At 68.8% G+C, this 22,331-nt stretch carries 21 protein-coding genes and 1 tRNA gene; 4 read left to right on the top strand and 18 right to left on the bottom strand.

What is annotated here, in order from left to right:
- Window position 1 precedes the first annotated feature (1 nt).
- The 12 genes from ACTWQR_RS19550 to ACTWQR_RS19495 all read right to left on the bottom strand — a co-directional run bounded on the left by ACTWQR_RS19550 (window position 2) and on the right by ACTWQR_RS19495 (window position 11,114).
- The gene (locus tag ACTWQR_RS19550; RefSeq protein ID WP_443228429.1) at window positions 2-1,237 is read right to left on the bottom strand and encodes a ketosynthase chain-length factor; all 1,236 of its coding nucleotides are present in this window, start codon (window positions 1,235-1,237) and stop codon (window positions 2-4) included.
- Window positions 1,228-2,493 carry a beta-ketoacyl-[acyl-carrier-protein] synthase family protein gene (locus ACTWQR_RS19545; RefSeq protein ID WP_443228383.1) on the bottom strand — a complete coding sequence of 422 codons (1,266 nt, stop codon included), beginning with the start codon at window positions 2,491-2,493 and terminating at the stop codon, window positions 1,228-1,230. Before ACTWQR_RS19545 ends, ACTWQR_RS19550 begins: the two co-directional genes overlap by 10 nt.
- Entirely contained in the window at window positions 2,493-2,912 is a 420-nt protein-coding gene (locus ACTWQR_RS19540; protein ID WP_443228382.1) for a cupin domain-containing protein, read from the bottom strand. Before ACTWQR_RS19540 ends, ACTWQR_RS19545 begins: the two co-directional genes overlap by 1 nt.
- A complete protein-coding gene (locus ACTWQR_RS19535; RefSeq protein WP_443228381.1) occupies window positions 2,909-3,931 on the bottom strand; it encodes a class I SAM-dependent methyltransferase in 1,023 nt (340 codons plus the stop codon). Before ACTWQR_RS19535 ends, ACTWQR_RS19540 begins: the two co-directional genes overlap by 4 nt.
- A 49-nt stretch (window positions 3,932-3,980) precedes the next feature.
- A complete protein-coding gene (locus ACTWQR_RS19530; RefSeq protein WP_443228380.1) occupies window positions 3,981-4,313 on the bottom strand; it encodes a TcmI family type II polyketide cyclase in 333 nt (110 codons plus the stop codon).
- Between the two features lie 142 nt (window positions 4,314-4,455).
- Window positions 4,456-5,889 carry an amino acid adenylation domain-containing protein gene (locus ACTWQR_RS19525; protein ID WP_443228379.1) on the bottom strand — a complete coding sequence of 478 codons (1,434 nt, stop codon included), beginning with the start codon at window positions 5,887-5,889 and terminating at the stop codon, window positions 4,456-4,458.
- Between the two features lie 357 nt (window positions 5,890-6,246).
- Window positions 6,247-6,708 carry an SRPBCC family protein gene (locus ACTWQR_RS19520; RefSeq protein ID WP_443228378.1) on the bottom strand — a complete coding sequence of 154 codons (462 nt, stop codon included), beginning with the start codon at window positions 6,706-6,708 and terminating at the stop codon, window positions 6,247-6,249.
- Complete coding sequence (locus tag ACTWQR_RS19515) at window positions 6,708-6,968, bottom strand: acyl carrier protein (protein WP_443228377.1); 261 nt, start codon at window positions 6,966-6,968, stop codon at window positions 6,708-6,710. The genes ACTWQR_RS19520 and ACTWQR_RS19515 overlap by 1 nt, the downstream gene beginning before the upstream one ends.
- Before the next feature lie 47 nt (window positions 6,969-7,015).
- Window positions 7,016-8,497: a methyltransferase gene (locus ACTWQR_RS19510; RefSeq protein WP_443228376.1), complete on the bottom strand. Its 1,482-nt coding sequence runs from the start codon at window positions 8,495-8,497 to the stop codon at window positions 7,016-7,018.
- Between the two features lie 110 nt (window positions 8,498-8,607).
- On the bottom strand, window positions 8,608-10,101 hold the full coding sequence (locus tag ACTWQR_RS19505; protein ID WP_443228375.1) for a DHA2 family efflux MFS transporter permease subunit: 1,494 nt from the start codon (window positions 10,099-10,101) through the stop codon (window positions 8,608-8,610).
- 187 nt (window positions 10,102-10,288) lie between these two features.
- On the bottom strand, window positions 10,289-10,870 hold the full coding sequence (locus tag ACTWQR_RS19500) for a PadR family transcriptional regulator (protein ID WP_443228374.1): 582 nt from the start codon (window positions 10,868-10,870) through the stop codon (window positions 10,289-10,291).
- Window positions 10,871-11,040: 170 nt separating this feature from the next.
- Window positions 11,041-11,114, bottom strand: a tRNA-Thr gene (locus ACTWQR_RS19495).
- Window positions 11,115-11,366: 252 nt separating this feature from the next.
- Between ACTWQR_RS19495 and ACTWQR_RS19490 the strand changes: the two genes are divergently transcribed.
- The 3 genes from ACTWQR_RS19490 (at window position 11,367) to ACTWQR_RS19480 (ending at window position 14,065) form a co-directional block, all read left to right on the top strand.
- Entirely contained in the window at window positions 11,367-12,503 is a 1,137-nt protein-coding gene (locus ACTWQR_RS19490; protein ID WP_443228373.1) for an ABC transporter ATP-binding protein, read from the top strand.
- A gap of 204 nt (window positions 12,504-12,707) precedes the next feature.
- Complete coding sequence (locus ACTWQR_RS19485) at window positions 12,708-13,190, top strand: hypothetical protein (RefSeq protein WP_443228372.1); 483 nt, start codon at window positions 12,708-12,710, stop codon at window positions 13,188-13,190.
- A gap of 143 nt (window positions 13,191-13,333) precedes the next feature.
- Window positions 13,334-14,065, top strand: a complete 732-nt coding sequence (locus tag ACTWQR_RS19480) for a nucleotidyltransferase family protein (protein WP_443228371.1) — start codon at window positions 13,334-13,336, stop codon at window positions 14,063-14,065.
- A 156-nt stretch (window positions 14,066-14,221) separates the two neighbouring features.
- On the opposite strand, the gene ACTWQR_RS19475 is transcribed toward ACTWQR_RS19480, so the two are convergent.
- From ACTWQR_RS19475 to ACTWQR_RS19450, 6 genes are all read right to left on the bottom strand, one after another.
- Complete coding sequence (locus ACTWQR_RS19475; RefSeq protein WP_443228370.1) at window positions 14,222-15,856, bottom strand: DoxX family membrane protein; 1,635 nt, start codon at window positions 15,854-15,856, stop codon at window positions 14,222-14,224.
- Window positions 15,857-16,080: 224 nt separating this feature from the next.
- Window positions 16,081-17,025: a 23S rRNA (guanosine(2251)-2'-O)-methyltransferase RlmB gene (gene rlmB, locus ACTWQR_RS19470; protein ID WP_443228369.1), complete on the bottom strand. Its 945-nt coding sequence runs from the start codon at window positions 17,023-17,025 to the stop codon at window positions 16,081-16,083.
- Window positions 17,026-17,187: 162 nt separating this feature from the next.
- Entirely contained in the window at window positions 17,188-18,588 is a 1,401-nt protein-coding gene (cysS, locus tag ACTWQR_RS19465) for a cysteine--tRNA ligase (protein WP_443228368.1), read from the bottom strand.
- 121 nt (window positions 18,589-18,709) lie between these two features.
- Complete coding sequence (ispF, locus tag ACTWQR_RS19460) at window positions 18,710-19,234, bottom strand: 2-C-methyl-D-erythritol 2,4-cyclodiphosphate synthase (protein WP_443228367.1); 525 nt, start codon at window positions 19,232-19,234, stop codon at window positions 18,710-18,712.
- Window positions 19,224-19,976, bottom strand: coding sequence for a 2-C-methyl-D-erythritol 4-phosphate cytidylyltransferase (gene ispD / locus ACTWQR_RS19455; protein WP_443228366.1), 753 nt, complete (start codon window positions 19,974-19,976; stop codon window positions 19,224-19,226). The genes ispF and ispD overlap by 11 nt, the downstream gene beginning before the upstream one ends.
- A gap of 389 nt (window positions 19,977-20,365) precedes the next feature.
- Complete coding sequence (locus ACTWQR_RS19450) at window positions 20,366-20,848, bottom strand: CarD family transcriptional regulator (protein WP_003953493.1); 483 nt, start codon at window positions 20,846-20,848, stop codon at window positions 20,366-20,368.
- A 735-nt stretch (window positions 20,849-21,583) separates the two neighbouring features.
- On the opposite strand from ACTWQR_RS19450, the gene ACTWQR_RS19445 reads away from it, so the two are divergent.
- Window positions 21,584-22,312 (top strand): DUF461 domain-containing protein, encoded by a 729-nt coding sequence (locus tag ACTWQR_RS19445; protein WP_443228365.1) that lies wholly within the window; start codon window positions 21,584-21,586, stop codon window positions 22,310-22,312.
- The last annotated feature ends 19 nt before the right edge of the window (window positions 22,313-22,331 follow it).

Here is a 22,331-nt window from a genome sequence, read left to right as displayed (position 1 = left end):
GTCAGACCGCGCGCACGACGAGCGCGGAGTTGAATCCACCGAGACCGCGCGCGATGACGAGCGCGCAGCGAATCGGTGTCTCACGGGGTTGGCCGGCCACCAGGTCGAGGCCGTATGCGTCCGGGATGTCGACCGGCTGGGGAATCGCGGGGATCACGCCGTCGCGGATCATCAGCAGCGCGGCGACGGTGTCCAGCGGTGCGCCGCCGGAGTAGAGCCGTCCGGTGAGCGCCTTCGGCACGGCGACCGGTACACCGCCCGGGCCGAACACCTCGGCGATGGCGGTGGCCTCGGCCGCGTCGAGGTCGGGCGCCCCGATGGCGTCGGCCACCACCACGTCGACCTCGTCCGGAGCCAGCCCGGCGTCGGCCAGCGCGCCGCGGATCGCGGCGGGCAGGGTGCTCGGGCGCCCGGTGCGGGGGTGCGGATCGAACGTCGCCGCATAGCCCGCGATCTGCCCGTAGATCCGCTCAACGCCCCGGGCCCTGGCCTCGTCGTGGTCCTCCAGGGTGAGCAGGGCGCCGCCCTCGGCGGGCACATAACCGGCGGCCTGCCGGTCGAACGGCCGGTAGGCACGGGCCTCGTCGGCGACCTCGCTCATATAGCCGTTGGGTATCTGCGCGGCCATGCCCCAGGGACACAACGGCGCGTCGAGCCCCCCACACAGCGCCACCTTGAGGGTGTCGTTGGCGATCAGCCGCCGGGCGTGCGCGAGGGCGTCGAGCCCGCCGGCCTGCTCGGTCACCACGACCGAGCTGTGGCCCTTGATGCCGTGGTGGATCGAGATCTGGCCGGTGTTCACCGCGTAGAACCACGCGAACGACTGGTACGCGCTGACCAGATGCGGGCCGGTGCCCCAGAGCTTCTGCAGCTCCTTCTGGCCGAACTCGAAGCCGCCGCAGCCGTTCGCGGTGATCACGCCGACGTCGAACTCGTCGAAGTCGGACACCGTTACCCCGGCGTCGGCGAGCGCCCAGTCGGAGGCGGCGATCGCGTACTGCGTCACCCGGTCGGTCTGCGGGCGCAGCCGGCCGGGCACATGCTCCCGCACGGCGAAGTCGCGGATCTCGCCGCCGACCCGCACGGGGTACCGCTCGGGTTCCCAGCGGCTGAAGGGCGCGATGGCGCTGCGGCCCTCCAGGATCGCCGACCAGTACGCGTCGGCCCCGAGCCCGTTGGGCGTGACCGCCCCCAGTCCGGTCACGACGGTCCGGCATTCGGCAGTGGTCACTTCCAGCTCCTCGGTCCCTTGAGGACGGCCGCGCTCTGGAATCCGCCGAAGCCGCTGGCGACGCTGAGCGCGGCGTCGACGCGTCCGTCGCGGGCCGTCAGTGGCACGTAGTCGAGGTCGCACTCCGGGTCGGGGACCTCGAGGTTGGCCGTGGGCGGCACGGTGCCGTTGTCGATGGCGAGCGCGCAGGTGGCGAGTTCGATCGCGCCGACCGACCCGAGCGCGTGCCCGATAGCCGCCTTGATCGAGCTGACCGGCACGTCGAACGCCCTCGCGCCGAGGCTCTTCTTCATGGCAGTGGTCTCGTGCAGGTCGTTCTGCCTGGTGCCCGAGCCGTGCGCGCTGATGTAGCCCAAGGCGTCGAGGTCCAGTCGGGCCTGGTCCACAGCGGCCCGGATGGCCTCGGCCATCTCGTGGCCGTCGGCCCGCAGACCGGTCATGTGGTACGCGTTGGCGCGGGTCGCGAAGCCCGCCATCTCGGCGTAGACATGGGCACCCCGCCTGCGCGCATGCTCGTACTCCTCCAGTACGAGGACGGCGGCGCCCTCACCGAGGACGAACCCGTTGCGGCGCAGGTCGAACGGCTTGCACGCGTGCTCGGGGTCGTCGTTGCTCGGTGACGTCGCCTTGATCGAGTCGAAGCAGGCGACGGTGATCGGCGAGATCGGCGCGTCGGACGCCCCGGTCACCATCACGTCGGCGGAGCCCTCGCGGATCAGCTCGAAGGCATGGCCGACCGCGTCCATGCCCGAGGTGCACCCGGTCGAGACCACCGTGGCCGGGCCCTCCGCGCCCGCCGCCCAGGCGATCTCCCTGGCCAGCGAGGTGGGCACGAAGTAGTCGAAGATCCACGGTGCGGCCTTGGTGTGGTCGACCAGCCAGTCGGCGCCGGTGTTGCTCACCGCGGCGTACTGGCTCTCCAGGCCCATCGTGCAGCCGATGGCAGTGCCGATGCTGACACCGATACGGCCCGGATCGACATCCTCGGGGTCGATGCCGCTGTCCTGCATGGCCTCGCGCAGACATGTCAGGGCGAACTGCACCATGCGGTCGAACTTGTCGATCTCGTGTGCGTCGAAGCCCGCGGCGGCCGGATCCCAGTCGACTTCGGCGGCCATCCGGGAACGGTAGGCGCCGGCGTCGAACAGTGACACCGGACGGGTCGCGGTGCGGCCGGAGGTGATGAACTCCCAGAACTCCTTGCGGCCGACGCCGCCGGGAGCGCACACGCCGATGCCCGTGATAACCACCCTGCGCATCATCAGCCTCCTACTTGCGGCGGTATGTCGTCCGGGGCGGGGACGGGTTCGAGGTCCACGTGCCCCTGGTCCGGACTCGGTGCGAGCGGCGAAATGTGGTAGACGGCGAACATCCGGGCGTCTCCGTCGTTGCGGAACCGGTGCGCCTCACCGCGCTCGATGAACACGGCCTCGCCCGGCGAGACCCGGTGCTCGACGCCCTCGACCTCGACCTCCAGGACGCCCTCGGTGACACAGATGAACTCGTCGGAGAACGGATGGGCGTGCTTGGACACGTACTCGCCCGGCTCCAGGGCCATAACCCCCATGAAGCCCGACGTGGCCCCGACGCTCTTCGGCGTCAGCAGCGCCCAGTCCGAGCCCCCGAGTCGCGCGCTGGAGACGACGTCTGCCATGTCGACGACGCGGCACCGAGTGATCATGCGGCGGTCCCCGCCTCGGTCTGCTCGGCGGTCAGGACGTGGAAGGCCAGTCCGGGTACGGCCTCGTCGGCCAGGCCGCGCAGTCCCGCCGCGCCGAGCATCCGCTCGTAGGCCTCCCCGGAGTGCACATGGCCGCCGGTCGTCCAGGCCAGCATGAGGATGTCGAACAGGTACGGCGCCGGGTCCTCAGCCGGCAGCTTCTCCGAAGTGGTGAAGCCGACGAGACCGACGCGACCGCCGGGCCTGAGCACGCTCGCGCCGCGCCTGAGCAGCTCGAGTGCCTTCTCCTCGCTGAAGTGGTGCATGACGTTGGTGATCAGCACCAGGTCGTACGGGCCGCCGAGGTCGGTGGTGAACATGTCGCCGGCGATATGGCTCGTGCGGTCCAACACACCCATGCGAGTGGCGTGCTCCTTGGCGACCGGGAGTACGTTCTCCCAGTCCAACGACCAGACATGGGCGTGCTCGAAGGCCTGGGCCACCGAGTAGCCGTAGACGCCGTGGCCGCAGGCGACGTCGAGGACCTTCAGTTCCTCGCGGCCCCGGGCCCAGTCGCCGATCTGGTCCACCAGGATTTTGGCGGTCGGCGCCGCGACGACGTGCGCGTTGGCCGCGAAGTCCTCCCAGAACCCGTAGTTCGGGGTCTCGGCGTTGTCGTCAAGGACGGTGCCACCGTTACGGACGGCGTCGCCGATCTTGTTGACCGCGGCCCACTCCGCGTCGCCCGCGAACACCGACACCATGCCGCCCGCGTAACCGGGACGGGTGCTGACCAGCAGGTCGGCGGTGTCGGCCGGGATCCAGTAGCGCTCCTTGTCGGTCTCCACCACGCCGATCGCGGCGAGCGCGTTGAGCAGGATCCCGGCGCCACGCGGGGCGGTGCCGATGGCCTCGGCGACCGTCCCGGCGTCGACGGGCCCGTCGGCGAGGTGGTCGAACACGCCGAGCTGGATGCCCGCCTTGAGCACGCTGGTCTGCTTGTACGCCGTCATCGTCGTGAACAGCTCTTCGCGATTCATTTCCGCTCGCCTTCCCGGTTCGTACCTGCGGTGGTGGGGGACGCGACGATCACGTGATGTCCCAGTTGTAGAACTCGGCGGCCCTGGAGTCGTACGGGCTCTGCCAGTCGGGCACGATCGGCGTCAGCAGCGGCTTCAGACGCTCGGCGGTGTCGGCGAACAGGGGGTGGTGGCGCGAGTCGACGATGCGCCGCATCAGGTCGCCGTCCAGATCGTCTGGCGCCTCGACGAGGTGGAAGTACAGGCCGCCGTAGTGGAACAGGGTGCGGCGCACCGCGCCGATCTGCTCGGGCAGGCCGGTCTTGTCGTGCTCGGCGAAGATGTCCGCCACCTCGCCCGCGTCCGACGGCTTCATCCTCATGACCAGAAGTGCACGCTGCATGCTCTCCACTCCGTTTCGTGTCCGGCCGGACCGGACGCCGTTCACTCATGTCCGCGCTGCAGGGTCTTCGCGATCTCGGCCCGGTCGACCTTGCCGTTGAGGTTCAGCGGCAGCCGCTCCAGCCAGGTGTAGGTGCGCGGGATCATGTGCGGCGGCAGCACACACCGCGCACGCCCGCGTCGAGCTCCCCGGCGTCGGTCCGGGTCCCGGTGTAGACGGCCTCCAGCTGCTGTCGGCCCGCCGGCCGGGTCACCACGACGACGGCTTCCGCGACCGACGCCAGGGTCCGCAGGGCTGCCTCGATCTCGCCGAGTTCGACGCGGTAGCCCTGCACCTTGACCTGGTGGTCGACACGCCCCAGGTGGACGAGGCCGTCCTCGGTGCGCCGCACCAGATCGCCGGTGCGGTACCACAGCTCGGCCGGAATCTCGGCGCGCGCACCGCACGGAACACCGGTGATGCCGTCGAACTCGATGAACCGGCCGGTGTTGTTGCCGGCGTCGAGATAACCGGCGAACCGCTGTGGCCCGCGCACACACAGCTCGCCGAAGTCGCCCGCGCGGCCGTCCTCACCGATGAGGATCGCCTCGTGCCCCGGATACACCTCGCCGATCGGCACGGTGCCGTTGGCGGACCTCGGCCAGTGTGCCGCTCCGGCGGCAAGCCGGAACTGGGTGATGCTCAGCGTCAGTTCGGTCGGGCCGTAGAGATTCTCCAGCACGCTGCCGGGCGCGGCGGCCCGCCAGGCGGCCGCCTGGTCGACGGTCAGCGCCTCCCCGCAGAACAGGCTCCAGCGCAGACCGGGCATCGCGCCCGGCGCGAGTCGGCCGAGCTGAGCGGACATCGAGATCACCGACGGCACCGAGAACCAGTGCGTGACACCGGTCCTGGCCACGAACCGGGCCGGGGCAAGCAGCTCTCCCCGGCCCGGAACGACAAGCGCAGACCCGGAGCCCCACGTCGCGAACATGTCGAACACCGACAGGTCGAAGGTCTGGTCGAAGGTCTGGCTGACCCGGCAGCCGGGCCCCAACTCGTACCGCGGGATGACGTACCGCAGGAACGCGTCGACATTGCGGTGTGTGATGGGGACGCCCTTGGGGCTGCCGGTCGACCCGGACGTGAAGAGAATGTAGGCGGTGTCGTCGACATCGGCCGGACGCGGCTCCGCGACGGCACTCGGCCCGGCGGCGGCGCTCGGCCCGGCGGCCGGATCGTGCCGCACGACCGGCACGGAGACCTCGAGCGCGGCGTCCGCCAAAACGACCGGAATGCCCGCGGCGGCGATGACAGCCTCGGTTCGCGCGCTCGGCCAAGCCGGGTGCAGCGGCACCACGGCGGCGCCGATCCGCAGGATCGCGAGATAGCCGGCGAACGCGGTCAACGACCGGTCGGCGTGCAGGCCGACGACCTCCGGCGCGGACACGGCAGCGAGAACGTCCGCCGCGATACCACCGACAACGCGGTCCAACTCGGCGTAGGTGAAGGACTTCCCGGCCACCTCCAGCGCGACAGCGTCCGGGTACGCGGCCACGCTCACCGCGAACCACTCGTGCATCGTGCAGACGGCGGTCATGCTTCCTCCCGGCAAGTGGGCTGGTGAACCTGGACGGTGATACGGACTCGGAAGCCCGGTGGGCGCGACGGCGCAGGACGGGCAGCACAGGTCGGGACGGCACGGGGAGGCGGGGGCGGTCAGCCCACTCGGGGGAATGGGCTGACCGGGCCACGCGGCGCGGACCGGACCGCCCCTACCGCTCGGTGTCCGGCGGCAGGGGGCGGGTGCGCCGCGGGGCCGGCCTCGCCGGCTCGCGTATGAGTCGCGGACACCGGGCGAGGCCCGCGGAGGGAGGCCGCACAGGTCTGCGGCCCGGGGCGGGACGGCTGTCGGGAACCGGGCGGGCGAGCCGCTCCAGCCGTCAGGAGTCAGGCGTCAGGCGTCGACCTTGCGCGCGGCCGCCTCGATTTTGGACTTGATCGCGGCCATCTGGATCAGCGAGTTCTTGTTGATCCGCTCAGTGATGGCCTCGATGGTGAACGGCGCGTCGGGCTTGCGCTCGAAGTCCTGCTGCCAGCGCATACGGACACCGTCGGCCTCTTCGGCGTACTCCCAGTTGATCCGCATGTACTCGAACGGGCCCGTCTCGACACGATGCGCCCGCACGGTCCGGGCCTCCCTGTCCGAGGTCCGCTCACTCACCCAGCTCCACACCGACCCGTCCGGGTCGGGCACCATCGTCAGCCGGAAACGGACAGTGGCGCCCTCTTCGTTCAGGACCTCGATCGAGGCGTACTCGGTGAACAGGTTCGGCCACGACCGGACGTCGTTGGTCATGTCCCACACGAGGTCAAACGGCGCGTCTATGAATACAGAGTTGTCGGTCTGCGAAGACATCAGGCGGTTTCCTTTTCCTTCAAACCCATCGCCACCAGCTCGACGATCCCACTGAGCGACAGTTCGTGAGTGGTCTCCGGGAGAACGATCCCGAATTGGTCCTTAACCACGGCCTGGAGCTCGAGAATGCCGATCGAATCGACCCCAAGCTCGGCCGGATTACTGTCCCAGGCGCTCTCGATCACATCATCGTCCACACCGAGATTCGCGATGAGAATTTCCTTCAGCGCTTCCGCACCGAACTGCCCCGCCATCGTCATGAATTCCTCCTCCTGCGATCCGCGGAAAACAAACGGGACGAGCGAGATCAGACCGGCCTGGCCTCGAGGAGAGTCCAGTGGAAAACATTCGGCTGACCGACCAGTTCGAAGCCGCCGCGCCGCAACAAGGCAGTCCAGTCCTCGAAAGTGCGCTCACGCCCGCCGAACAGGACCAGCATGTCCACGTCCAGGAACTTGCCGTGGTCCCAGGCGTTGCCCGGGTCCAGGACCGAGTCGAACACCAGCAGGCGCGCGTCGGAGTCGTCGCCCATCCTCCGACGGATCTGCCTGAGGATGCCCTCGGCCTGCTCATCGCTCTGCCAGTGCAACACCGCCTTGAGCAGGTAGGCGTCATAGCCGGCGGGGACGTCGGCCCCGGTCAGATCGCCACCGTCGATCTGGACGCGGTCACGGACACCGAACTCCTCCAGCAACGGAGCAGCCTTGGCCACCACGCTCGGATAGTCGTACAGGTACGCCGTCATCTCCGGATTGCGCTTGAGGACCTGCGCGAGGAAGAACCCATCGCCACCGCCCAGATCGGCCAGGCTCGAGAAACGCTCGAAGCGGTACTGCTCCAGCTCCTCCTCGACGAACTGGCGGCTCCAGAACGACATGAACTGGTCGAAGAAGCGGCCGACCTCAGGATTCGCCGACAGGTACTCGGGGAACGACACGCCGAGCGTGCGCTCGAAGGAACGCTCACCGGTCTTGACACTGCGCAGAATCTCGTCGAACGGACGATGCGTCAGCTCGATGTTGTTGTACTTCACCAACGGCAGCACACCGTTGGCATTGTCCGAGCGCAGGCCGTCGGCCAGCGGGGTGAGGCCGAACGTTCGGGTCGGGCCTTCGACGAAGATGCCGACCGACGCCGCGCAGCGCATGACGCGGTAGAGCGAGTCCGCGTGGGCGCCGGTCTTCTCGGCGATCGTGTCGATGTCGAGCGGGCCGTCGGCGACGACATCGGCGACGCCGAGCTCACCGAGCGCGTAGACCACGCGAGCGAGCCGGCCTCCACACGCCAGGAGCAGCAACTGCTGAGCGTGGAGCGACGACGCGTCGTTGTGGCTCAGGTCGAACGCGTCCGCGTCGGGGGACATCTGTACAGTCATTGCGGTCCTCATTCCATCGTGCTCGCGAGATCGTAGAAGTCCGTTGATCGCGTCCAGAATCTGCCGGGGGGTACGCATTTCAGCGAGGATCTCCTCGGCGAGATCGAGCCCGTAACGCTGCTTGATCTGGCTGATGACCTCGAGCAATCGAATGGAGTCGTATCCGAGCTCCTGGAACAGGACATCGACCACGGTCACATCGAGTTCGCCCTCGTCGGGCTCACCTGCGTGGGTTTCGATCAGTTCGATGAGTTCCTCGAGCGTGAACTCACACTCGGTTTTTTCTCCAGGTCTGATGAGACTGGGCGGCTGATCTGCAAAAGCCATGACGGAAATTCCCCCGCTGGTCCTTCTTCGGCTTGGTGGAACAGTTCCACAGCCGTGTCCACCGACCATCCAGAGCAGGTTCGCCATAGGTCCTCAGCGGATACAGAGCCTGTCCGGCGAACCGCCTTGCCTACCGGAACAGCGCCCACAGGACGATGGGCCGGAGCCGACCGGCCCCGGCCCATCGAACGAACCGATCAAGCGGTCACCACACCGACATCCGCGTCGGCATCGCCACCAGCCTCGACGTCACCCTCAGCCTCGACCACGTCCTTCCGGACCGGACGCGTCACCTTCAGACTGGCCAACGCGACCACCGCGAACACCACGACGACCACGCTCAACGTCGGCACCATCGCATCGGCGAACGCGTCCCGCACGCTCACCCCATCGCCCTGAGCCGAGGCGAGCCGCCCCTCCAGCAACGCCCCCACGACCGCGGCACCGATCACGAACCCGGTCTGACGAATCGCGTTGAACGCCCCGGAGGCAGCCCCCCTGTCACTCTCCGGCACCTCGAACATCGCGATGGACACCAGCGGAGCGAACACCAGCCCCTGCCCGACACCCGCCATCAACACCCCGGGCATCATCAGCCACAAGCTGCTCTCGTCCCGCGCCATCAACACCACGTACCCGGCCGCCAGCGCGAAGATCACCAGCCCGGACACCAGGAACCACTTGCCTCCGGTCCGGTCGATGATCGGCCCCCCGATCCCGAAGACCGGGAACATCACCAGAGCGGCCGGCGCCAACGCCAACCCCGTCTGCAACGGCGACAGTCCAAGCACCGACTGCATGTAGATACTCAGCGTCACCCACATCGCGGTCAGCCCCAGCGAGATCGCCAGTCCCGCCGCCGACGCCAGCGAGAAATTCCGCATCCGGAACAGCGACAGCGGAACCAGCGCGTTCTTCCCCACCCTGGCCTGCGTGAACACGAACACCACCAGCAGCGCGACCCCGGCCGCGATCACCAGCGGAATGCTCACGAACCCGGTGACCGTCCCCCAGCCGTACCGCTCGCCCTCCAGCAGCCCGAACGTGATCCCCAGCAAGCCCAGACTCGTCAGCACGACCCCGGACAGATTGAGCGACGGCCGCTCAGCCAACCGCAGATCCGGCACATACCTCAACGTCAGCACGAACGCCACGACCCCGACCGGCACATTGATGTAGAAGATCCACGGCCAGCCCTCCCAGGTCACGAGCAGACCGCCCAGCGTCGGCCCGACGGCCGCGGCAACCCCGGCGGAGATACCCCACACGGTCCCGGCCACACCGCGCTTCTCCGGCGGGAACATCGCCATCATCAGCGTCATCGGCTGCGGCGTCAGCAGCGCCGCACCGACGCCCTGCACCGCCCTGAACAGAATCAGCTGCATCGGCGACGTCGCCAGCGCACACAGCAGAGACCCCACCGTGAACACCGAAAGCCCGATGAGGAACATCGTCCGCGCCCCCACGATGTCACCCAGGCGCCCGGCGGTGACGATCAGCACGGCGACGGCGAGTACATAGGCCGAGATGACCCACATGATCTGATCCAGCCCCGCACCGAGGTCGGCCATGATGCTGGGGATCGCCACGTTCACGATCGTCGTATCGAGAACGGTCACGAACAGCCCCGCACACAGGATCGTCATCGCGATCCAGGGGTTGCTCTGTCGTCTGGTGGCCTCGGAAGCCATCGGGCACCTCTCCATGGTCTGCGGTGCAGTACGGGAGCGGCTCCGGTCCAGGCCTTCCCCCCAACAAGAGATTACTCATGTGCGAGTGATTTTCCAAGAGTAACCGTGTGCGTCTAGTCGCGTGAACGAACGCGGACAGCAGAAAGGGCGGCCACCCGAAGGTGATCCGCCCTGATCAGCGCCGCTTTCAGCCAGTCGACTCAGCAGCCGACCGGGCCAACTCGGCCATCTCCTCCAGCACTTCCGGCAGCCGCTCCAACAGCTCGTCATGCCAGTCGAGCTCCGCACGAAGCCGGGTCTCCGTATGCCGAATAATGATCCGCTCCAACCCGGCGATATGCGGCGCCGCCGCACTCTGCAGATGACGCCACGACTCCAACTGACCCGCCACAGCCGCACGCCGATCCTCCAGAATCGCGCGCAACTCCTCCGCACTCATGTCCTGGGCGTTCTGCAACGCCAAGTCGATCGGGTCGGGGCGCAGCTTGGTGTCCCGCAGAACCTTCTCGCGAAGGAACCTGAGCTCGGTACGGCCCTCGTCAGTGATGGCATACACCGTGCGCTCCGGCCGGTTGCCCTCCTGCTCACTGCGCACGGCCGTGATGATGCCCTCGGCCTCCATCCGGTGCAGCACACCGTAGAGCGAGCCCGGCTTGATGTCGGTCCACAGTTCCGTGCGGTCGAGCTGCGCCATACGGCGGATCTGATGGCCGTGCATCGGCCTGCCCTTGGCGAGGGTCCCGAGGACGAACAGGCGTGTGCTACTCATGCCGACTAGTTAAACATGGGCGTCTCTGGGGCCCATTAGTCGGATTTGGCGGCGGAGTTGGAGCACTCCGACGGCTTCTCCACCCTGTCGAGTGCGAGGTGGGACGCACGGACCGGGCCGCACGCCAAGGGGCGACCTGCCGGATCCGGCGGGTCGCCCCTGGTGTCGAGAGCCCCCTGTCGGATTCGAACCGACGACCTACGCATTACAAGTGCGTTGCTCTGGCCATCTGAGCTAAGGAGGCCTGCACGCGTGCGTGCGGGGTGCGTGCACGCAGGCACGCCCGAGCAGTGTACCCACGTCACAGCGGGGTCCTGTCGAAAATTTCCTCGAACTTCACAGCCCCCGGAGTACTGACAGATCGAGTGAACGCGGGGTAGCGTCCTGACCCAGTCCGCTCACGTGGACTACACCACTACGGGCCGTTCCGTAGTGGCTCACCACCTTTACAACGGATCGTCCGGCACGTTCCTGCCGGTGAAGGGGGCCCCTCACCATGGCCACTGTCTCGTTCAACAAGGCGACCCGCATCTACCCGGGTGGCGACAAGCCCGCCGTCGACCAGCTCGAGCTCGACGTCGCGGACGGCGAGTTCCTCGTCCTCGTCGGTCCCTCCGGCTGTGGAAAGTCCACCTCCCTGCGCATGCTCGCGGGTCTCGAGGACGTCAACGCCGGCTCGATCCACATCGGTGACCGCGATGTCACGCACCTGCCGCCGAAGGACCGGGACATCGCCATGGTGTTCCAGAACTACGCGCTGTACCCGCACATGACGGTCGCCGACAACATGGGCTTCGCGCTCAAGATCGCCGGCGTCAACAAGGCCGAGATCCGCCAGAAGGTCGAGGACGCGGCGAAGATCCTCGACCTCACCGACTACCTGGCGCGCAAGCCGAAGGCGCTCTCCGGCGGTCAGCGTCAGCGTGTCGCCATGGGTCGCGCCATCGTGCGTGAGCCCCAGGTGTTCCTCATGGACGAGCCGCTGTCGAACCTCGACGCCAAGCTCCGTGTCTCCACGCGTACGCAGATCGCGTCGCTGCAGCGCCGTCTCGGCATCACCACCGTGTACGTCACGCACGACCAGGTCGAGGCCATGACGATGGGTGACCGGGTGGCGGTCCTCAAGGACGGTCTGCTCCAGCAGGTCGACTCGCCGCGCAACATGTACGACCGTCCGGCCAACCTCTTCGTCGCCGGCTTCATCGGCTCCCCGGCCATGAACCTGGTCGAGGTCCCGATCACCGACGGTGGCGTGAAGTTCGGCAACAGTGTGGTGCCGGTCAACCGAGAGGCCCTCAAGGCCGCCTCGGACAGGGGTGACACGACCGTCACGGTGGGCGTCCGCCCGGAGCACTTCGACATCGTCGAGCAGAACGGTGCCGCGGCCAGCTCCCTGTCGAAGGAGACCGAGGACGCCCCGGCGGGCCTCGCGGTCTCCGTGAACGTCGTCGAGGAGCTCGGCGCCGACGGCTACGTCTACGGCAGCTCCAAGATGGGCGACGACCTCAAGGACCTGGTCGTCCGTGTCAGCGGCCGCGCGGTCCCCGAGAAGGGCGCCACGCTGCACGTCGTGCCGCGTGCGGGCGAGACCCACGTGTTCTCGACGTCGACCGGTGAGCGCCTCACCGACTGACCAAATCCCGGAGATTTCACCCAGGTTGACGAAGAGGGCCCCGCAGGCTGCTGCGGGGCCCTCTTCGTTGTCGACAAATACCCCGGCAGATCGGTCATTTCGACACCTGTGCGTCAACATCAAACTCGAAAATGGGTGTTTACTCGTCCCTCGAATTGATTACTAAATGTCGCCAAATCATCACCCCGCGCTACCCTCACTCGCGTGAAGCACTCCACTAACCACTCGACGCGACACGGCCGTGGCCCCGCCGGCCGCCCGACACAGCACGGCCGCGGTCCGGCCCGCCGGATCGGCCGTACTCTCGCCCTCGTTCTGCCCGTCGTCCTGGTGCTGTCCGGGACTCTCGCGGTCACCCGAGTCAACTGGTCGGGGAACAGTTCCTCGGCCTCGGTGCTCGCCGCATCCGCCCAGGACGTCTCGAAGCGTGCCCCCTCCCGCGCCCCGCACGACGTGCTGCGCGACAAACTTCTGGTCGAGCTCCAGGAGAAGAACCCAGGGGTGGCCCTCACGCACCTCCAGGAGGCCGTGAACGGGCGGCCGTCGCTCGCCAGGCACTGCGTCTCCATCGCCCGCGCACTGGGTCGCGCCGCCGTCCGCACGTACGGCCCGTCCCGCGCCCAGTCGTACGCACGCCCGGTCTGCGACACATCCTTCGCCACGGGCGTAGCAGCCCAGCACAGCTGAGGGCACACGGCAGGGCGTGCGGGGCCCCGTCAGGGGCGCGGGGAACTGCGCGCCAAGCCCCCACCGACCCGGGGCCCACAAGGCCGCGCAGCCCACAGATCCCCACCCACTCATCCCGCGGGGCGCCACGTACAGTTCGGGTCATGACCGATCCGAACGCCGCGTCGCGCCCCGTTCAAGCCGTCGTCCTGGCCGGCGGCCAGGGCTCCCGGCTGCGTCCCTACACCGACGACCGTCCGAAGCCGATGGTCGAGATTCCCGGCACCGGGACCCCGATCATCGGCCACCAGCTGACCTGGCTCGCCGAGGAGGGCGTCACGGACGTCGTCGTCTCGTGCGGCCATCTCGCGGAAGTCCTCCAGCGCTGGCTGGAGTCGACCGACCTGCCCGTTTCCGTGACCACTGTGGTCGAGACGGAGCCCTTGGGCCGCGGCGGCGGCCTCAAGTTCGCCGCGAAGCACCTGCCTCACCCGGACCGCCCCTGGTATGCGACGAACGGCGACATCTGGACCCGTTTCTCGCTGCGTGAGATGGCGGACTTCCACACCGAGCGCGATGCGGTGGCGACCCTCGCGCTGGCTCGCCCCCGCATTCCGTGGGGCGCCGTCGAGACGGACGACTTCGGTCACATCACGGACTTCATCGAGTCCCCGCCGACCGCGTACGGGATCAACGCGGGCGTCTACGTCTTCTCCCCCGAGTTCGCCGCCCTGCTGCCCGACCGAGGCGACCACGAGCGCACGACGTTCCCCCGGCTGGCCCGCGAGCGCCGGCTGGCCGGCTTTCCGATTCCGCAGGGCGCGTACTGGCGTGCCATCGACACCGCGAAGGACCTCACGGAGGCGGCGAAGGAGCTGGCGGCGCTGGGGCGTTGAGGAACGCTGAGCAACGCATCCGTACGAAGCCCGGGCTCAGCCGCTTTCTCCCGTACGCCGATGGGGCCCCGCACTGGTGAAGTGCGGGGCCCCATCCACGTACCTGCCTGACGGTGATACCCAAGGTGCTACCCAAGAGGTACGACCCCGGGGTGCCTACCCCAGCAGGCCGCCCACCAGCTGGTCCGAGCCGCCGGAGCCGCCGGAGCCGCTGCCACCGTCCGAGGGGCCGCCGGAGCCGCCTCCCGAGCCGGTGCCGCCGGTGGTGCCGCCCGTGGAGGACGGGCCGGCGCTGGTGCTGGGGGCCTGCGGCGGGGCCGACTGCCGGGGTGGCACCTGGACGGCGCCCTGGGTCTGGCTCGGCCGGCCGGGGCCGGCGGTGGCGGTCTCGCGGGCCGTGCCCGGTGTGCTCGCGGCACCCGAGGGGCTCGCCGAAGTCGCGCCCTGCGTGGGCGAGTTGGCGGCCGAGGGGCTCTCCTTCTGCCGACGCTTGCCCGGTTCCTCCGGGAGCGGAGAGCCGGGCAGTTCGTTGCGCGGGGCCTCGCCGGGACCCGGGACGACCACGCGGTCGGAGTCGCGGACGGCGCCACCGAGCAACGAGCCGATGAGCAGCGTGAGTCCGACGACGATGGTCGCGACGAGTGCGCCGCGGCGCAGGACGCGGCGCCGGAGCTCCCAGATCTCGACGCGCGGTCCGAGCCTGCGCCAGGCCTCGCCGGCGAGGCGGCCGTCGATGGAGTAGACGGGGGCACCCGCGATGATCAGCGGGGACCAGGCGGCGAGGTAGATGATGTCGGGCGCGTCGTAGACGGGGACGGACTTCCAGCTGACGGTGAGCAGGAGCGCCGCCGACAGCAGGGCGCCGACCACGGCGGCGACCCGCTGCCACAGGCCCAGGACGGTGAGGACGCCGACGATCACCTGGAAGAAGGCGATGAGGAGTCCGGCGCCGACGGGGTGTTGGAGGGCGAACTCGCGCAGTGGCTCGGCGAGGGCCCAAGGATGCAGCGAATTCAGCCACTTGACCATGGAGCCGCGTTCGCCGCCGTCGAAGTAGACGGGGTCGCAGAGCTTGCCCATGCCGGCGTAGATGGAGATGAAGCCGAGGAAGACGCGCAGCGGGAGCAGGACGACGCCGAGGTTCATCCGGCGCCCGGGGTAGTACCCGTGCCGCACGGGGGCGGTGCCGTACCGCTTGGTCGGCCCGCCGTCCCCGTGCTCGCCGTCTCTCTCGTCCTCGTACGGGTCGTCGAGTTCGGCCTCCGCGTACGGGGGTTCCTCGATCTCCTCGTACGCACTGCCCGCTGAGCGCATCTGGGGCAGGAGGCGGGTTCCGGGGCCTCGGACGCTCGGGGTCTCCACGGTGGCGTCGATGTCGTAACCGAGTTGGTCGTCCTCGCCGACGCGCGGGATGACCTGCGTCGCGCCGGCGTCGCCCACCGGGTCCTGGGCGCCGTGTCGCAGGCTCGTGTTCCGCACGGCCTGTAGCAGCCGGGTGGCGCCGGTGTCGTCGGGGGCGGACTTCCCGCTCCAGACGACGGGCGCGCGGCGGCGGGTGCCTGCGGCGGTTCCGACGACGGGGATGCGCGCGGTGTTGTCGCCGGCGCTCGAGTTGCGCTCGGCACGTGGGGGCCGGGCCCGCGATGCCGTGCCCAGCTGCACGCGGAAGCTCGCATGATTGACGATGACCTGCGCCGGATCGCTCGGCACCTTCACCATGCTCAGCGCGGGAGCGTCGTCGAATCCCAACGAGCGGTCCCCCGTGGGTGTGCGGGGTGTTCTGGTGTCCACACTCAACTAACCGAGTGACATGTGGTTAGGACACTGCTTTGACTCGGCCGATCTGTCCGGACCGCGTCAAGATCACCTCGAACATCCGTAACGCCCTACCGGGACACGCCCTGACCATCCGGATCATCATCCCGATCACCATGCGGATCACGATCCGGATCACCATTCGGATCACCGTGCGGGGACGCGCTTTCGACCCGTCCCCGCACTCCGCCCGACAAGCCTCAGACTCGCCGCCGCGAGGCCTCGTACAACACAACTCCCGCCGCCACACCGGCGTTCAGCGACTCCGCGCCACCCGGCATCGGAATCCGCACCCGGAAGTCGCAGGTCTCGCCCACGAGTCGGGACAGGCCCTTGCCCTCGCTGCCGACGACGATGACGACGGGGCCCGAAAGGGCTTCCAGGTCGCCGACTTCGGCCTCACCGTCGGCGGCGAGACCCACCACGACGAGGCCTGCCTTCTTGTACGCCTCAAGGGCGCGGGTCAGGTTGGACGCGCGGGCGACGGGCGTGCGGGCCGCGGCGCCGGCGGACGTCTTCCAAGCGCCGGCGGTCATGCCGGCCGCGCGGCGCTCGGGCACGACGACACCGTGGCCGCCGAAGGCGGAGACGGAGCGGACGACGGCGCCGAGGTTGCGCGGGTCCGTCACACCGTCGAGCGCGACGATCAGCGGGTCCTTGCCCTCGTCGTACGCGGCGGCGGCGAGGTCCTCGGGGTGCGCGTACTCGTACGGCGGGACCTGGAGCACGAGGCCCTGGTGGTTGAGCCCGTTGGTCATGCGGTCGAGCTCGGGGCGGGGAGCCTCCATGAGGTGGATGCCGCCGCGCTCCGCGGCGAGCTGGAGCGCCTCGCGCACCCGCTCGTCGTTGTCGATGAACTGCTGCACGTACAGCATCGAGGCGGGCACGCCCTCGCGCAGCGCCTCGACGACGGAGTTGCGCCCGACGACCATCTCGGACGTGCCCTTGCCGCCGCGGCCGCCGCGCGGCGCGGGGCGGCGCACGGCCTGCTTCGCCTTGGCGGTGGTGATGCGGTTCTTCTTGTGCCCCTTGCGCGCCTCGGCGGGCGGGGTGGGGCCCTTGCCTTCCAGGCCCCGGCGTCGCTGGCCGCCACTGCCGACCTGCGCGCCCTTCTTGCCGGACATGCGGCGGTTGTTAGCGGCCATGACCTACCCGTCTGTGAGAAAGCGTGCGTGTGTACGTCTCTGAAAGTGTCGTGCGTCGTCGTACGTCTGTGTCGTACGTCTATGAAGTGTGCCGCCCGGATGGCCGGGCGGCACAATCGATCAAGGAATCGATCGAGGATCGGTCGTTGGGTCGGCGCACGCTCAGCGCGGGCCGAGGCTCCAGCGCGGCCCCTGGGGGCCGTCCTCGATGACGAGTCCGGACTGGTTGAGCTGGTCGCGGATGGCGTCGGCGGTGGCCCAGTCCTTACGGGTTCTGGCCGCCTCGCGCTGGTCGAGAACCAGGCGTACGAGACTGTCGACGACCCCGTGCAGATCCTCGCCCCGGTCGGACTCACCGGCCCAGTGCGGGTCGAGGGGGTCGAGGCCGAGGACGCCGAGCATGGCGCGGACCTCCGCGAGCCGGGCGACCGCCTCCTCCTTGTCGTCGGCGGCCAGCGCGGAGTTGCCCTGCCGGACCGTGGTGTGGACGATGGCGAGCGCCTGCGGCACGCCCAGGTCGTCGTCCATCGCCTCGGCGAAGCCGGGCGGCACCTCGGTCGCGGGCTCGACGGCTCCGCCGGCCTTCTCCACCACCCGTTGCACGAAGCCCTCGATCCGCGCGAACGCCGACTCGGCCTCGCGCAGCGCCTCTTCGCTGTACTCGATGGTGGAGCGGTAGTGCGGGGTGCCCAGGTAGTAGCGCAACACGATCGGCCGCCACTGCTTGACCATCTCGCTCACGAGGACCGAGTTGCCGAGCGACTTGGACATCTTCTCGCCGCTCATGGTCACCCACGAGTTGTGCACCCAGTAGCGCGCGAACTCGTCGCCGAAGGCCTTGGCCTGGGCGATCTCGTTCTCGTGGTGCGGGAAGATCAGGTCGATCCCGCCGCCGTGGATGTCGAATTCGCTGCCCAGGTACTTGTGCGCCATGGCGCTGCACTCCAGGTGCCAGCCGGGCCGGCCGCGCCCCCAGGGCGTCTCCCAGCTCGGCTCGCCGGGCTTGGCGGACTTCCACATGGCGAAGTCCCGCGGGTCCCGCTTCCCGGTCTCGCCGTCACCCGAGGGCTGACGCAGCTCGTCCAGATCCTGGTTGGACAGCGACAAGTAGCCCGGCAGCGAGCGCACGTCGAAGTAGACGTTGCCGTCCGCCTCGTACGCATGGCCGCGCTCGATGAGCGTGCGCATCATCTCGACCATCTCGGTCACATGGCCGGTCGCCCGCGGCTCGTAGGTGGGCGGCAGGCAGCCGAGCGCCGTGTAGCCGTCGTCGAACGCCCGCTCGTTCTCGTAACCGATCGACCACCACGGCCTGTTCTGCTCGGCCGCCTTCTTGATGATCTTGTCGTCGATGTCCGTCACGTTCCGGACGAACGTCACGTCGTAGCCGCGGTACTCGAACCAGCGGCGCATGATGTCGAAGTTCAGGTTCGACCTGACGTGCCCGATGTGCGGTGCGGCCTGCACGGTGGCACCACACAGGTAGATCGAGACGCAGCCCGCTGAGAGCGGGACGAAGTCACGGATCTGCCGGGCGCTGGTGTCGTGCAGGCGAATAGTCACCCCTCCAGGGTAGTGGGCGGTGGGCCGTGCCCCGCGACGGTTCGTGGGGTTTTCTTCGCCCGCGTCGCCCCTGCCCGGCCCCCGTCGCGGGCAGGGGCGACGGGAGCGAGGAACCCAGCCCTCAACCCACCCGTACAACCAACGCCGTAGCCACCGCCATCAGCCCCTCACCCCGCCCCGGAAACCCGAGCCCATCCGTCGTGGCTCCGGAAACCGAGACCGGCGCCCCCACCGCCTCCGACAGAATCTTCTGCGCCTCGTCCCGCCGCTTGCCGATCTTGGGGCGAGGCCCGACGACCTGGACGGCCACGTTCCCGATGGTGAACCCGGCGTCGCGGACGATCCGGGCAGCCTCAGTCAAAAGTGTGACGCCGGACGCACCCGCCCACTCGGAGCGTCCCGTGCCGAAGTGCTGCCCCAGATCACCGAGCCCGGCCGCGGAGAAGAGCGCGTTGCAGGCGGCATGCGCGACGACGTCCGCGTCGGAGTGCCCGGCCAGTCCGAAGCCCTCCCCCTCCCACTTCAGCCCCGCACACCACAACTCCCGCCCCTCTTCGAAGGCATGGATGTCGGTGCCGATACCCACCTGCGGCAGCAAAGGCATCCCGGCCCCAGCTCCGGCCCCCACTCCACTCTCAGAAGCCATCGTTCAGCCTCCTCCGCGCCAGGACCGCCTCCGCGAGTACGAGATCCAACGGACGCGTGACCTTGAACGCCTCCTCGTGCCCGGGCACGACCACGACCTGAAGACCGAGCTGCTCGACCATGCTCGCGTCATCGGTGACGTTGTCGGTGACGGTCTCGTGGGCGCGTACGAGAGTGTCGCGGTCGAAACCCTGAGGGGTCTGGACGGCGCGCAGCAGCGCACGCTCCGGCGTCGCGACCACGGGCTCTGGATCCCCGGGCGCGTCCGCCGGCTTGACCTGCTTGACGGTGTCCGCGAGGGGCAGCGCCGGCACGACGGCGGGAGCACCGTCACGTACGGCTTCGATGACCGCGTCGACCGTGTCGACAGGCACCAGCGGCCGAGCCGCGTCGTGCACGAGCACGATGCCGATGCCGGGCGGCAGCGCGTCGAGACCGAGCCGTACGGATTCCTGTCGGGTGTCGCCGCCGGCGACGACCAGGAAGTCGGTCCGCTCCGGCAGGGCGTGCGCGTCGAGGAGGGTCTTGACCTCGGCGGCTCCGTCGGGCGGAGCCACGACGACGACCAGGGAGACGGCACGGGACGCGGCCATGGCGCGCACCGCGTGGATGAGCATGGGGGTGCCATTCAGCGCGCGGAGCGCTTTGGGGGCGCCTGGCCCGAGGCGGATGCCCCGGCCGGCGGCCGGAATCACGGCTGCGGTAGGAGCCCCAGAAGGTGTGGGGCGCGAATCGTCAGACATCGGTTCCTGTCAGGTTTGTGTGCTCGGCCGACATGGGTATGGCCACAGCGTGCCGGGCGCGACGCCTTGACCGGACCCTTCCGTGACATCTGGTCGAGCCAGCTGCCCGGGCCCGGCACGCCAAGTATCGGGCCCAAGTATCGGGAGACGCTCCGACCGTTCGGTGCCCGGGTGTGAAGACGTCGACGAAGAAGACGAGAAGTAAAGTCAAGTAAGTCGCCGACGCCGAAGAAGACGTTGTGAACACGTCCTGGGCATGGGCATGCCGCAGCGCCCGGCGACAGCAATTACGGATTGTAATTACGCCATCGGGCACCGCGGCATTTCGTTACGCCGGACAGCTCGTTCCGCCTCTGGTCAAGAAAAGCGATCAGAGCGTGACGCGGGCGTCAGGACGCGAGGACCTCGTCGAGCAGGGCCTCGGCCTTGTCCTCGTTCGTGTTCTCCGCGAGGGCGAGCTCGCTCACCAGAATCTGGCGGGCCTTGGCGAGCATGCGCTTCTCGCCGGCGGAGAGTCCACGCTCGCGCTCACGACGCCACAGGTCACGGACTACTTCCGCAACCTTGATGACATCGCCGGAGGCGAGCTTCTCGAGATTTGCCTTGTAACGACGCGACCAGTTCGTGGGCTCCTCGGCATACGGCGCGCGCAGTACCTCGAAGACCCGGTCCAGCCCGTCCTGACCGACCACATCACGTACGCCGACGAACTCCGCATTGTCCGCTGGCACACGCACCGTCAGGTCACCCTGGGCGACCTTCAGCACCAAGTAGGTCTTGTCCACGCCTTTGATCTGGCGAGTTTCGATAGCCTCGATCAGCGCGGCCCCGTGATGGGGATAGACCACGGTGTCGCCAACCTTGAACGTCATGTGACAGGTACCCCTTCCGTGGCTATCCAGAGTAACACGGAAACGGCGCGTTCTGAATGGCGTTTTCGCAGGTCAGGGCACATCTCGGGGCTTGACAATCCCGACAGGAACGTGCTTCGGAGGGGCCGCGAAGGCGGGTATTCGCAGGTCGGAGCGGCTCTCCGAGCGAGGTGAAACGCGCACGTTACAACACCCCGGAGCCCCGCCCACGTGACTGAACGTCCGGATTTGTCGGGTTCCGAGCACCCCTCTTCCGCTACTCCGTTCGGTGACCGGAGTCGGGTACGAGACGAATCCGGAATTGATCACGACGGCCGAAGATCGACCGAAGATCAATTCCTCGGATCCCATGCATTCCTTACGGGAAATCCGCAAGCGCCCACCCGGGGGACTTACTGAGAGCTACTTATGTGAATGGCGGACCCTGTGCGCCCATTGGGGCCACGGAGGCGCTCGCGAGAGGCGCTCGCGAGACGCTCGATATCAGCGATCAGCAGAGGGACCAGAAGGCCGACCATGCGGCAGCGGCCGTCACCTGCGGTCCCAGCGCCGCCTGGCGCGGTGCCCGGTGGGGTGCCGGTGGAACGTATCGGCCGCTGCCCGGAGGGGCGTAGAGGCGGGTCGGGTGCGGTGGCGTGGGAACGGCTCGGTAACCTAAGGCCGCTGACTGACCCTTAGGGCGGCTTTATACCGGAGCCGCTCTGCTTCGCCCACGTTCAAGGAGTTGCCGCCGCCGTGAGCAGCAGCCTTCGACGCGGCGCCCTCGCCGCCGCCGCCATTGCGTTCTCGATCGCCTCGCTCGCCGCGTGCGGGGCCGGCAACCAGGCCCAGACGCTGGAGATCAAGCCGGACAACGCCGCCACCAGCGTCGGCGACATCAAGATCCAGAATGCCGTCGTCATCACCCAGCCCGAACTTGAGTCGACGGGCCCGGCCGTGGTCTCCGCGACGCTGTTCAACACCGGCCGCACCGACCAGACGCTGGACTCGATCACCGTCGAGGGCATCGGCAAGCCGGCCGAGCTCAAGCCCGCGAAGGGCTCCGGCGGGGTGACCGTCCCGGCCGGCGGTTCGCTGATCCTCGGCGGCAAGGGCAACGCCTCGGCCGTACTGGAGAGCAGCCGCGAGGCCTTCGCGGACGGTGACGCGCAGCCGGTCACCTTCACCTTCAGCACGACCGGTGACGTGAAGCTGCGGGCGTTCGTCGTGCCGGCCGAGGGCTACTTCTCCCAGTGGGGCCCGACCGAGATGCCCGAGGCGCCGGGCTCGGAGACGCCCGGGACACCCTCCGGGTCGCCGTCTCCGTCGAACTCGGTCTCGGGTTCGCCGTCCGAGCCGGAGTCCGGTGAGGCCGGTTCGGGTGAGGCCGGGACCGGTGAGGCCGGCTCGGGTGCCACGGACCCGGCGTCGTCCAGCGCGACGGCCACGGCCCCGGGTTCGAACGAGGCCGCTGCGGACCACTGACGACGTACGAGCACGTACT

Source organism: Streptomyces sp. 2A115 (assembly GCF_052245575.1).
Taxonomy (GTDB): Bacteria; Actinomycetota; Actinomycetes; order Streptomycetales; family Streptomycetaceae; genus Streptomyces.
This window is presented reverse-complemented; position numbering and strand designations above follow the sequence as displayed.

What these genes read in the sequence shown, in the direction of transcription:
- ACTWQR_RS19545 (WP_443228383.1), bottom strand. Translation starts at nt 2,493, where the DNA reads ATGATGCGCAGGGTGGTTATCACGGGCATCGGCGTGTGCGCTCCCGGC.
- ACTWQR_RS19490 (WP_443228373.1), top strand. Translation starts at nt 11,367, where the DNA reads ATGGCCACTGTCTCGTTCAACAAGGCGACCCGCATCTACCCGGGTGGC.
- ACTWQR_RS19450 (WP_003953493.1), bottom strand. Translation starts at nt 20,848, where the DNA reads ATGACGTTCAAGGTTGGCGACACCGTGGTCTATCCCCATCACGGGGCC.
- ispD (WP_443228366.1), bottom strand. Translation starts at nt 19,976, where the DNA reads ATGTCTGACGATTCGCGCCCCACACCTTCTGGGGCTCCTACCGCAGCC.
- ACTWQR_RS19535 (WP_443228381.1), bottom strand. Translation starts at nt 3,931, where the DNA reads ATGAATCGCGAAGAGCTGTTCACGACGATGACGGCGTACAAGCAGACC.
- ACTWQR_RS19515 (WP_443228377.1), bottom strand. Translation starts at nt 6,968, where the DNA reads ATGACGATGGCGGGGCAGTTCGGTGCGGAAGCGCTGAAGGAAATTCTC.
- ACTWQR_RS19525 (WP_443228379.1), bottom strand. Translation starts at nt 5,889, where the DNA reads ATGACCGCCGTCTGCACGATGCACGAGTGGTTCGCGGTGAGCGTGGCC.
- ACTWQR_RS19505 (WP_443228375.1), bottom strand. Translation starts at nt 10,101, where the DNA reads ATGGCTTCCGAGGCCACCAGACGACAGAGCAACCCCTGGATCGCGATG.
- ACTWQR_RS19540 (WP_443228382.1), bottom strand. Translation starts at nt 2,912, where the DNA reads ATGATCACTCGGTGCCGCGTCGTCGACATGGCAGACGTCGTCTCCAGC.
- ACTWQR_RS19480 (WP_443228371.1), top strand. Translation starts at nt 13,334, where the DNA reads ATGACCGATCCGAACGCCGCGTCGCGCCCCGTTCAAGCCGTCGTCCTG.
- ACTWQR_RS19500 (WP_443228374.1), bottom strand. Translation starts at nt 10,870, where the DNA reads ATGAGTAGCACACGCCTGTTCGTCCTCGGGACCCTCGCCAAGGGCAGG.
- ACTWQR_RS19510 (WP_443228376.1), bottom strand. Translation starts at nt 8,497, where the DNA reads ATGGCGAACCTGCTCTGGATGGTCGGTGGACACGGCTGTGGAACTGTT.
- ACTWQR_RS19520 (WP_443228378.1), bottom strand. Translation starts at nt 6,708, where the DNA reads ATGTCTTCGCAGACCGACAACTCTGTATTCATAGACGCGCCGTTTGAC.
- ispF (WP_443228367.1), bottom strand. Translation starts at nt 19,234, where the DNA reads ATGGCTTCTGAGAGTGGAGTGGGGGCCGGAGCTGGGGCCGGGATGCCT.
- ACTWQR_RS19530 (WP_443228380.1), bottom strand. Translation starts at nt 4,313, where the DNA reads ATGCAGCGTGCACTTCTGGTCATGAGGATGAAGCCGTCGGACGCGGGC.
- rlmB (WP_443228369.1), bottom strand. Translation starts at nt 17,025, where the DNA reads ATGGCCGCTAACAACCGCCGCATGTCCGGCAAGAAGGGCGCGCAGGTC.